General features: G+C 58.4%; 1 protein-coding gene. It reads left to right on the plus strand.

Annotation, left to right across the window (positions count from 1 at the left end; genetic code table 11):
- Positions 1-407: 407 nt before the first annotated feature.
- A partial coding sequence (locus tag M5B96_RS32330) for a hypothetical protein (RefSeq protein WP_248801217.1) occupies positions 408-1,014 on the plus strand: 607 nt, incomplete at its 3' end.

Below are 1,014 nucleotides of genomic sequence, written 5' to 3' on the forward strand. Positions count from 1 at the left end.
CCCTTCATGAACCAGGAGAATCACCATGCCCAATAGCTACTGCAAAGAGCCTCTACGGCTCAGTCTTTACTCCGTCAGCGCAGACGCTGGCACGCTGATAGAACACCGGCGCCCTGCGATGCCCGCGGCTGATCGGCCTTCACTTCATGGGCGTGGTCCTTGTCGGCTATGCCCACCCAACACCCTCTGTCTGGACACTGATTTGTCGTCAGGTCGGCAAGACAGATACCTCACTCTGCGGCTCCGGCTACGAACAGGCCACATGCGTTCGTGCGGCTGATCGTCGTCACGCGGCTGCATTGATGTTGGGTGCCCTCCGCGGCGCCTGACCACGGTTTCAACTTCACATCCATCCATAGGGATTCTCGCCCTATGGGGCGAGATCTGTCCCGCCCCAGGAGAGCACCATGAGAAAACTTCTGAATGTTTTACGCCTACCGTTTCCGTTCATTCGGAACCCTTACGCCCCCGATTCGTTTCTGCGCCTGAACGAGTTCCAGCGCCAGTTCACTATCATCTGCAGCGGTGTGATGCGCTTGCCGGAAGAAGCGCCGCGTGTGGGTTACTACCAAGTCACCGGCGTGTACGAGGTGGGGCATGCAGGTCTGATTGAAGACGCCATTGTGCTCTGTACCTCACGGTTCGAGGAGCTGCATGTGTATCCGAAACTGAGTGCAGCGGAGTCGTTCGATCCGCGCACGGTCGAGGTCTACTACACCCCGTCCGAGGCCTGTAAACGAGGCCCTGTGATCTATGCACGCGCTGATGTTCAACGGGTGCTCTCGGGTGTTGTAGGCCCCTCTGAGATCGTTTGGCGACGTCCCTGTCGTACGGCTGATGAAGCGTGTGCGCTTGAAGCACGGATACAGGCACTGCTCGCACAAGCCAACGAGGATATGCGTGCAGAGGCCTACGACTCGGCGCAGCTTGCCTCTCTAAAGGCCACGGAACTGAAAGGCTTTTTGGTTTCACCCAGATGGCGAGAGCCTGTGTTGAAGGCGCTCCACGCTACAC

Source organism: Pseudomonas sp. MWU13-2105, assembly GCF_023242315.1.
In the GTDB taxonomy this organism is placed as follows: Bacteria; Pseudomonadota; Gammaproteobacteria; order Pseudomonadales; family Pseudomonadaceae; genus Aquipseudomonas.